At 25.6% G+C, this 8,170-nt stretch carries 8 protein-coding genes; all 8 read left to right on the top strand.

Annotated features, from left to right (window positions below; genetic code table 11):
* The first annotated feature begins 309 nt into the window (after nucleotides 1-309).
* The 8 genes from ACIQ56_RS11690 (at nucleotide 310) to ACIQ56_RS11655 (ending at nucleotide 8,105) form a co-directional block, all read left to right on the top strand.
* A complete protein-coding gene (locus tag ACIQ56_RS11690) occupies nucleotides 310-642 on the top strand; it encodes a hypothetical protein (RefSeq protein ID WP_397601239.1) in 333 nt (110 codons plus the stop codon).
* Between the two features lie 402 nt (nucleotides 643-1,044).
* Complete coding sequence (locus ACIQ56_RS11685; RefSeq protein WP_397601238.1) at nucleotides 1,045-2,685, top strand: type VI secretion system baseplate subunit TssF; 1,641 nt, start codon at nucleotides 1,045-1,047, stop codon at nucleotides 2,683-2,685.
* Complete coding sequence (locus ACIQ56_RS11680) at nucleotides 2,682-3,326, top strand: hypothetical protein (protein WP_397601237.1); 645 nt, start codon at nucleotides 2,682-2,684, stop codon at nucleotides 3,324-3,326. The genes ACIQ56_RS11685 and ACIQ56_RS11680 overlap by 4 nt, the downstream gene beginning before the upstream one ends.
* 11 nt (nucleotides 3,327-3,337) lie before the next feature.
* Nucleotides 3,338-3,682: a hypothetical protein gene (locus ACIQ56_RS11675; protein WP_397601236.1), complete on the top strand. Its 345-nt coding sequence runs from the start codon at nucleotides 3,338-3,340 to the stop codon at nucleotides 3,680-3,682.
* 132 nt (nucleotides 3,683-3,814) lie between these two features.
* Entirely contained in the window at nucleotides 3,815-4,969 is a 1,155-nt protein-coding gene (locus ACIQ56_RS11670) for a hypothetical protein (protein ID WP_397601235.1), read from the top strand.
* A gap of 18 nt (nucleotides 4,970-4,987) precedes the next feature.
* Nucleotides 4,988-5,605 carry a hypothetical protein gene (locus tag ACIQ56_RS11665; RefSeq protein WP_397601234.1) on the top strand — a complete coding sequence of 206 codons (618 nt, stop codon included), beginning with the start codon at nucleotides 4,988-4,990 and terminating at the stop codon, nucleotides 5,603-5,605.
* Nucleotides 5,544-7,247 carry a phage baseplate assembly protein V gene (locus ACIQ56_RS11660; protein ID WP_397601233.1) on the top strand — a complete coding sequence of 568 codons (1,704 nt, stop codon included), beginning with the start codon at nucleotides 5,544-5,546 and terminating at the stop codon, nucleotides 7,245-7,247. Before ACIQ56_RS11665 ends, ACIQ56_RS11660 begins: the two co-directional genes overlap by 62 nt.
* Nucleotides 7,248-7,292: 45 nt before the next feature.
* Nucleotides 7,293-8,105 (top strand): PAAR domain-containing protein, encoded by an 813-nt coding sequence (locus tag ACIQ56_RS11655; RefSeq protein WP_397601232.1) that lies wholly within the window; start codon nucleotides 7,293-7,295, stop codon nucleotides 8,103-8,105.
* Nucleotides 8,106-8,170 lie beyond the last annotated feature (65 nt).

The raw sequence follows: 8,170 nt of genomic DNA, 5'->3' as shown, positions 1-8,170 counted from the left end.
CAAACGGCATCCAAAGTCCGTTCAACAAAGGGCTTGCTTGTCCATGTTTTCGGAAGATTTTCTGCATGCCTTTTTAAGTACATATTCTTTTTCTAAAAACACATTCTCAACTCTTAACTGGCATATAAAGATTATAATGCATTTTATATTGATGAGCTTAATTTAATTAAAAATTTAGCAAGTAATCTTGCAACTGAAATTAATGATCAGAAAAAAAAGCTTTTAGAAATCAAACTACAAGTCATAAAAAATCCTTCAGTTGTAGAATACTTTGTCAGTTACTATCTCGAGCGTAGTTTACTTACTTATATGGAAAAAGCATACTATGCAGCTTATAATGCAGCTCCTCCTCATAAATTTGCAGAATGTGCAAGAGGCGCTGCAGCGCTATTTGCAAATGATTCTAAGGCTGGTAAAGCTAGAGAGCTTAGGAAAAAAGCAAATAATGCTTATAAAAAAGCGGATAAAGCTTACAATTTGTACAAAGCTGCTGATAAATCTCATATGAAAGCGTTTTATGATAAGAATACTTTTTTTGAATTAAGAAAAAAATACTATGAAGCTGAAGATTTAGCTAGAAAATTAGATGAAGAAGCAGATAATGCTTTTAATTTAATAAGTGCAACATCTAAAATTAATTGAAAAAATAATCTAGTAAATTCATTAAATATTTTTATTTAAAATATAATTTAAATTTTATTAATTGTATTATTTATTTTATGATTCCTCATAAGCAAAGATCATTTGCACAAAAAAAATAAGAGTATCTAAAAAGTTAGTATTTTAATTTATATAAACTTAAAACCGTTGCTAAATTAAAAATTCAGCAAAACATAAATGCCTTATATTATTAGAGTAAAATCAAATTAATTATTTAACATATTTTTTAGATATTATAGCGTGATTTTCTATTTTTATGTGTGAAAAATATACTAAAATATTGTTTTATTTTATCAAAATATAAATTATACAACATGTGTTTATTTATTATTAAAACAACTCAAAATTTTAATTTAGAGTTAATTTATTTGAAAAAAGAAAAAAATGAATAATTATCAAAAAGAACTATCAAGACTTCTCGAAAATTTTTCAACAATGAGCCATGAGTTTGCTAAAAATAATCCCAACTTGTTGCCAGCGATTTATAGCAAAGAAAAGTCATGTAACGATCCAGAGACAGATAGACTAGACGAATGCCTTGCTTTCATGATGGCACAAAGTAATGTCCGGTTTTTGGAAAATTCATCTGTAATGGCGATGAATGACTTAAGTAAATTTTTACCTGAGTGGTTTGAGCCAGCTGTTTCCTCTATAATTTTAAAAGCTAAAATAACGGATTGGAATAATTGGCGCCATAGACATTATCCAGAAGAAACATTATTTGCTCATTATTTAAAAAATAAAAACAATCAGGAACTCTCTTTTTCAAATGATCTTCCTGTAAAACTAGTTCCACTTGACATAACAGAATCTTATTTTACTTATATAAATGATCAATATTGTGCTGTTTTAAAATTAAAATCATATGAAAAAATAAATAAATTAGAAAAAGTTAAAATATTTATAGATTATAGCAAATTTAGTAACTTTTATCGTTTTTTAGATGAAATATTTTTCACTAAACAAAAAATTGAGGTCATCAAAAAAAATAAAAGTTATTTCACAAATGTGAATAGAGAAAATATTGCATACTCATTTTTAGATTTATTTGACTTATCTATTTATAGCGAAAGTAACTTTACTTATTATCTATATCAATTTGTAAATTATTTAAATAATTATACCTTCATTAATTTCGATTTTTCAATGTTTCCATTTGAAATGGAAAATGAAGAAGAAATTAAAATTATTATACCTCTTTCTGAATATATTAAAGATTCAAGCCAAGTTAATAATTATGCATATACAAATTGTTTTGCAAGTAAAAATAAAAATGTACAAAGAGGTGATCCAATATATTTAATAAAAGGAACAAAACCTTATTTAACATTAGATAGAGCATCTAAAAAAAATTTCATTGGTATTAAAAAAATTCAATTTTTTGATCTTGAGCACAAAGATTTAAATTTAGAGTTGAATAAAGATTATCGTATATATAAAAAATTTATTATGGATGATAAAAGTTTAGATATCATTTATTATTTAAAAATATGTAAAGTAATTGACCGTGATATTATAATTCTACCTTATTTTAATTATTCTGATTTAACGAATGCGCATGTCGTTCAAGTAAAGTCTAATCTTGTTTTAAAAAGGAATCATAAATATTTATTTGAAAATTTAACTGTACCTTCCAGAACTACTTTTTATATTGAAAATTTTAAAGACAACTATTTTTATAGCAATATATTTTTAATGAATTCAAAAATAATAGAAGAGAATTTGAGTATAAAAAATATTTTTAATACACTACAATATTTTTCAGAAATGTCTCTTAGTTATAAAGGAATTATTACAAAAATAATAAGCCAATTAAATTTAATTAGTGAAATTAATGACAAAAAACAGGTACATAATGCTCACGGTGCTTTTCATCAAAAAAGATACCACGTTGTTTTTGAGTTGAATAAGAAAAATTATCAATTTGGTGGTGTATCTATTCTTATTAAATTTATTGAAACACTATTAAACAAAGCTTCAAAATTGAATTCCGTATATAAAATAGAATTAAAGGAAACTAAATGAATCATATTATAAAAGATTTTGAAAAAATATTATATAACTCTCTTGTGTATTATCCTGATAAAAATATGAATGTAGCTTCAACTTTTAAAGTGATTTTACCAGAAATATATTATGAAAAATTTAGAGAATTAAATGAAAACCAAAAATTAATAATAACAGAATTTGTAAATATATTTTTAGATAAATTACAAAAAAGTGAGCAAATAGATAACAAAGAATTAAGAGAAGGATTTTTAGAATTTAAATATCAAAGTGATATACTTTTAAATAAACAAAATATTATGAACTACGTAATTGAATTTTTTGGCGATACAATTGACCCATATCATGACGTTAAAATGCTTTCAAACGCACAATGTCAAATTAAAGTTGAAAATAATCAAATTGGAAGTTCAAATTTTAATAATTTTATGGGTAAACATATTTTACTTAATAACTGTGGTTGTCATGTCGTCGTAAAATTAAATTCAAAATATCAAGATAAAGTAGTTGAGTATATGAAACAAAATAAATTAGCACTATTTTATTTTAAAACAAAAAAAGAGATGACTTTATATTTCACTTTAACTTTTTTTGAAGGAAAAGCGGTTTACTTTAAAAATTCATTTGACACAGAAATTGAAGAATTTAATTCACTTTAGGAAAACTTAATATGATATTTGAAAATGTAATGAGTGAGCACTTGTATGAAATCAGAAATAAATTACATCAACTTGGTATAAAATATCCTGAAGTAGGTCCTCATTTTGGATTGAGTCATTCCGGTTTAATAGATAATGAAACTGAAAAATTAGCTGAAGCATTTTCATTTAAATTGACTATGTCTGAATGCTTTAGAAAAAGTACAATTACAAATTTAATGAAGCCCTTTATGGAAGTACGTTTTCCAGAGTGGTTCCGCCCTGAAGTCTCATCATTTATAGTAGAATTCAATAATTTTGACGATTATGAAAGCATATCTAATTATTTGTCAATTAATAAATTAATGAATTATTAATTTAGTAAAGACGGTAAACAGTATTTCTTATCTTCAAATGAAGAATATGAAATACATCCTTTTACAATTGAAAAGTCCTATTTTACCGTTTCTGAAACTTTAACTCATTGTTATTTAAGTTTTAAAAATCAAATGATGGAAAGTGATATAAAAATTAAACCAGAGATCAAAATATATTTAAATTCATTTAATTATGAAGAAATACTCCATTTAATTTCTTATATTTTTGATCCAAAATTTAAAGACAAGAATTTGTTAATTAAAACTAAGGATAAAGAATATGAAATAAATAGAAAAAATATAAGTTTATCTATTGATGGTATAAAAAATAAAATAAAAAATGTTTTTTATAATAATGAAAATAAATTATCTATTATTAATGATGTTTTAAATAGATTAAATCACTTTTTTTACATTGTTATTGATTTGTCTTCTATTGATCTTAATCAAGAAGAAACTTTTTTACTGGACATTCCTTTATCAAGTGAAGCTTATCAAAATTTTTCTAAATTAGCAAATTTTGCAAAAACAAACTGTTTTCCCGTCTATGATATTTATAAAAAAGATTTAAATGCAATTAGCTTATATGAGATAAATGAAGACTCAAAAATTCCTATATCAAATTTGAAAGATGACAATTTAATTAGTGTTATCGATGCTGAGTTGTATGAATTTTCAACAAAAGAGTATTCTGAGTTACCAAGTCATCTTTATGTTGAGAGTTCTATTCAATTCACTCCTTCTATACCATATAATATTGAACATACTCTAATTTTTAAAAATTTTGCTAATAATTCAGATTCATTTTTTATTAGCAATGGAATTTTTTCAAACTTATTTCAAAGCAAATTTAATATTATAAATGAACCTGTATCTATTACTGGAAAGATAAATCTTTCATTTGGGAAAATTATCACTAAACCTACGGAAACAATTTTTTATAGTGAAATATTAAGTGACTCAGAATTTTTTAATTTTATTTATAATTGGGATTATTTTATAGGTAAAAAAATGGCTAATTTAGATATGATTATTACTTATGTTGAAAAAATTAAGCCTTTATTTTTTAATTATAAAAATGCATTTATTAAATATATAGAAGAAATTAAAATTGAAAAATGGGAAATGGTTGCTAAAATGAATTCAAAAGGAAAACCAACAATTATTTCCCGCTATAAATTAAAAAATACTGAAAATAAAGTAAATTATTTTTATGATAGAATATTAGAAAAAATTATAGACAGTTTAGCAGAAACAGACTTGGTTTATGAAATAGTTAGAATATAAATCAAGTACGGAGATATTATGAATTTTTTAAGTTTTATAAAGCCTAAGCCACATGTTTATTTAGATATACATTCGGCAAACCCAAATAGTACAGGTTATACTTTAAATATAGAAATATTAAAAGCAGGAAAAATTATACTTGAAACAGGAATTAATAATTTTAAAATAGAAGAAGGTATTAGTAAATTTTTTAATATGACTTTTAGTTTAACTTTAGCACAAAATGAATTTACTTCATTGTGCTTTGATATGTTAAAAAAAGGTAATATTTTTAACTTAGAAACCATTTCACCATTTTTCTATTTTAAAAACGTGCATGCTTATTTAAGAGATGCAAAAAGAAATATGGTAAGAGAATTTAATGCCTATATTGCGAATGTTGATGTTTCTTCATTTAGTAATGGAGAAGAAGATTTTGTTAATATAACATTTATGGCCTATCCGCTTCCTTGGTTTATGCAAGAAACAAATAATTATTTAGTTTATGTAAATAAAACAATTCAAGATATTATTAAAGATGTCTTTACTGATTTTTGTAAAAACAGTTTTATAACGGAACCATATTCTCCTGTTTTTGTTGTTAAACCAAAAAAAAACAACTTTAAGGACAAACTGTGTACAAAATGGCGAATCTAACTGGGATTTTATTCTAAGATTATTAGATGAAGAAGACTGGAATTATACATTTGTTCATAAAAATAAAAAATGTGAATTTCATATATTTGATAATATTGAAACTCCTAAAATGCTTATACCTAAAAGTGGCGAAAAATTATTAAATTTAGACTTGCTTGATGATTATAGTTTGGTAAATACTTCGACGAATGATCAAATGATTATGAAGAAAGAATATTTAACAAATTTAGGGTACCAAAATAACGTTGCCACGCAGCCTGTAGACGCCATAGAATCCGATTTCAGACAACATACTAAGTTAATTAAAAAAGATGAAACAAAACCTAAAGTAACGCCTATACGCCCTTCACCAGTAAAGCTAAAATGGACTTGTGGATTTGAAGGTGGAAAAAAATATGCAGAAGCTGGTGATACAAATAAAAATACAAATGAAAAAGCAGAGAAATTAGAAGCAAAATATTCTGTTAATTATTATTTAGCATTTGGAAAAACAAATTCATTAAAAGCATATTTAGGAAGCACTATTAATGCAAAATATTCTTTGGATGCCAAAAAATTACAGTCAACAACTATAAAAAATTTAACAAACTATCGTGTTCAAGATTTATCATTTAGTTTTTTTATGAGTCCTTTTATTCATGATAAAACATGCTTATTTTATACCGATTTAATTTTACACCCAGCTGATACTCAATACGGCATTGAACAAGAATATATCCGGAACTTTATAGACGGAACAACTCACGGAAAAGTAGTTGCCGATGATAAAAAAATATATTTAGATGAAAAGTTTTATATAAAAATTGCGTTACCTTGGCAGTATGATGGCATGCCTGTAAAATCAAAATTTATTTATGCTCGTTATATGAGTCCTTGGGCAAGCCAAAACTATGGAATGTTTGTTACCCCTCGCCATGATGATGAAGTTTTAATTGCATTTGAAAATGGGGATCCCGATTTACCTATAGTATTAGGAAGCTTATATAATCCTAAAAAGAAATACCCTGTAGATTTTAAAAGTAAAAAACACGTTTTAACAATTTATGATCAGCCTTCTGAAAACAATTATTTTGAAATGGATCATAAAAAAGCAACTGTAAATATTGCTGCCGCTGAACATATGAAAATTCGTTCTTTTGGTGATCATTTAACGCAATCCAAATTAAAAATGGAAATGATTACATATAAAAATATGCTTTCTAAATCCAAAGAACAAATGGAATTTAAAACTGAAAAAAATATGTTGCTTGATGCAAAAGAAAAAATAGAAGTAATTACTGAAAAGAATTATCACTTGCAAGCAAAGGAACGGGTAGAAATTTTTTCTGATAAACATTATTTATTAGAAACAAAAGACCAAACTGAAATTAAAGCAAATAAACACATTTCCACAACATCCCTTGAGCATACAGAAATTAAAGCGGATAAATATATTTCTATTAGTTGTTTAGAAAATATGGAATTAACTACAGATAAAAATTTTAAATTATCTGCTAAAGAAGACATTTTAATTGAGTCAGAGAAAAATATCATTATTAAAGCTGGTGAAAGTCAGATTATTTTAGACAAATCTGGAAATATTATTATTAAAGGGAAAGAAATTAAAATTCAAGGTCAAACTAAAGTAAACGTTATTAATTAAAAAATGAAATATATAATATATTTTGCACAATAGGATTTTGTGAAAATGGAAAAAGGGATTGTCGTCGAAGGAGATTCTTTATCAAGTGGAGGAAAAGTTGTTCAAGGAAGTGGCACAATAGTTAATGGATTTAAAATTGCACTTTTAGGTGATCCAACAAGCTGTCCTATTATTGGTCATGGTTCGGGAACAATTGTTGAAGGCGATACTGAATATACAATAATGGATAGACCTGTTGCCTTAGAAGGTCATAAAGCTTCGTGCGGTTGTGTTCTTACTGCTAAACTTGTGGGGCTTCAATTTAAAATAAATGTTCCTGAGCCAACAGTCATTGATGAGATAAAAAAATACATTGCAGATTTACATAATTCAGTAAATGAAAGTTTTGCTCAAATAAAAAATACAATCAATGAAATTATTGATTCTCCAATTGATTTTTATTGCAAAGATTATGACAAACCTTATGAATCGAATTCAAAAAATCCTGCTCCTATTATTGCGAAAGGTTTAGTTTGTTCCTTTCGTAATGATTATATTTTAAATAATAAGGGACAACAGGCACCTGTACAAACAAAGAAAACTGAAGTAAATAATAATCCGTTTAAGAACAACCAAACAAAGTTGGATTGCTCAAAAAATGTGTACAGAGGTGGAGCTCATAAAGATACTCGTTTACCTATTGGAGATGGAAAAGACTCTCACCACATGCCTTCAAAAGATGCTTATAAAGGTTCAGTAATGAACCCCGATGGAGAAGCGATGAATGGTCCAGCTATTCAAATGGATCCTAAAGATCATAATCTAACTGCGAGTAAGAGAAGTAAAGAATGGTATGATCCCCGAAAAGTGGACTATTAAATTTCATAATTTTCTTCATATTCTAAAGGTGCATGATAATCAAGGGCAGAATGAGCACGAATTCG

The sequence above is a fragment of the Silvanigrella sp. genome (assembly GCF_044369315.1).
GTDB lineage: Bacteria > Bdellovibrionota_B > Oligoflexia > Silvanigrellales > Silvanigrellaceae > Silvanigrella.
Note: the sequence above shows the minus strand (reverse complement) of the source record. Positions and strands in the feature narration are given on the sequence as shown.

What these genes read in the sequence shown, in the direction of transcription:
- ACIQ56_RS11690 (WP_397601239.1), top strand. Translation starts at nt 310, where the DNA reads ATGGAAAAAGCATACTATGCAGCTTATAATGCAGCTCCTCCTCATAAA.
- ACIQ56_RS11685 (WP_397601238.1), top strand. Translation starts at nt 1,045, where the DNA reads ATGAATAATTATCAAAAAGAACTATCAAGACTTCTCGAAAATTTTTCA.
- ACIQ56_RS11680 (WP_397601237.1), top strand. Translation starts at nt 2,682, where the DNA reads ATGAATCATATTATAAAAGATTTTGAAAAAATATTATATAACTCTCTT.
- ACIQ56_RS11675 (WP_397601236.1), top strand. Translation starts at nt 3,338, where the DNA reads ATGATATTTGAAAATGTAATGAGTGAGCACTTGTATGAAATCAGAAAT.
- ACIQ56_RS11670 (WP_397601235.1), top strand. Translation starts at nt 3,815, where the DNA reads ATGATGGAAAGTGATATAAAAATTAAACCAGAGATCAAAATATATTTA.
- ACIQ56_RS11665 (WP_397601234.1), top strand. Translation starts at nt 4,988, where the DNA reads ATGAATTTTTTAAGTTTTATAAAGCCTAAGCCACATGTTTATTTAGAT.
- ACIQ56_RS11655 (WP_397601232.1), top strand. Translation starts at nt 7,293, where the DNA reads ATGGAAAAAGGGATTGTCGTCGAAGGAGATTCTTTATCAAGTGGAGGA.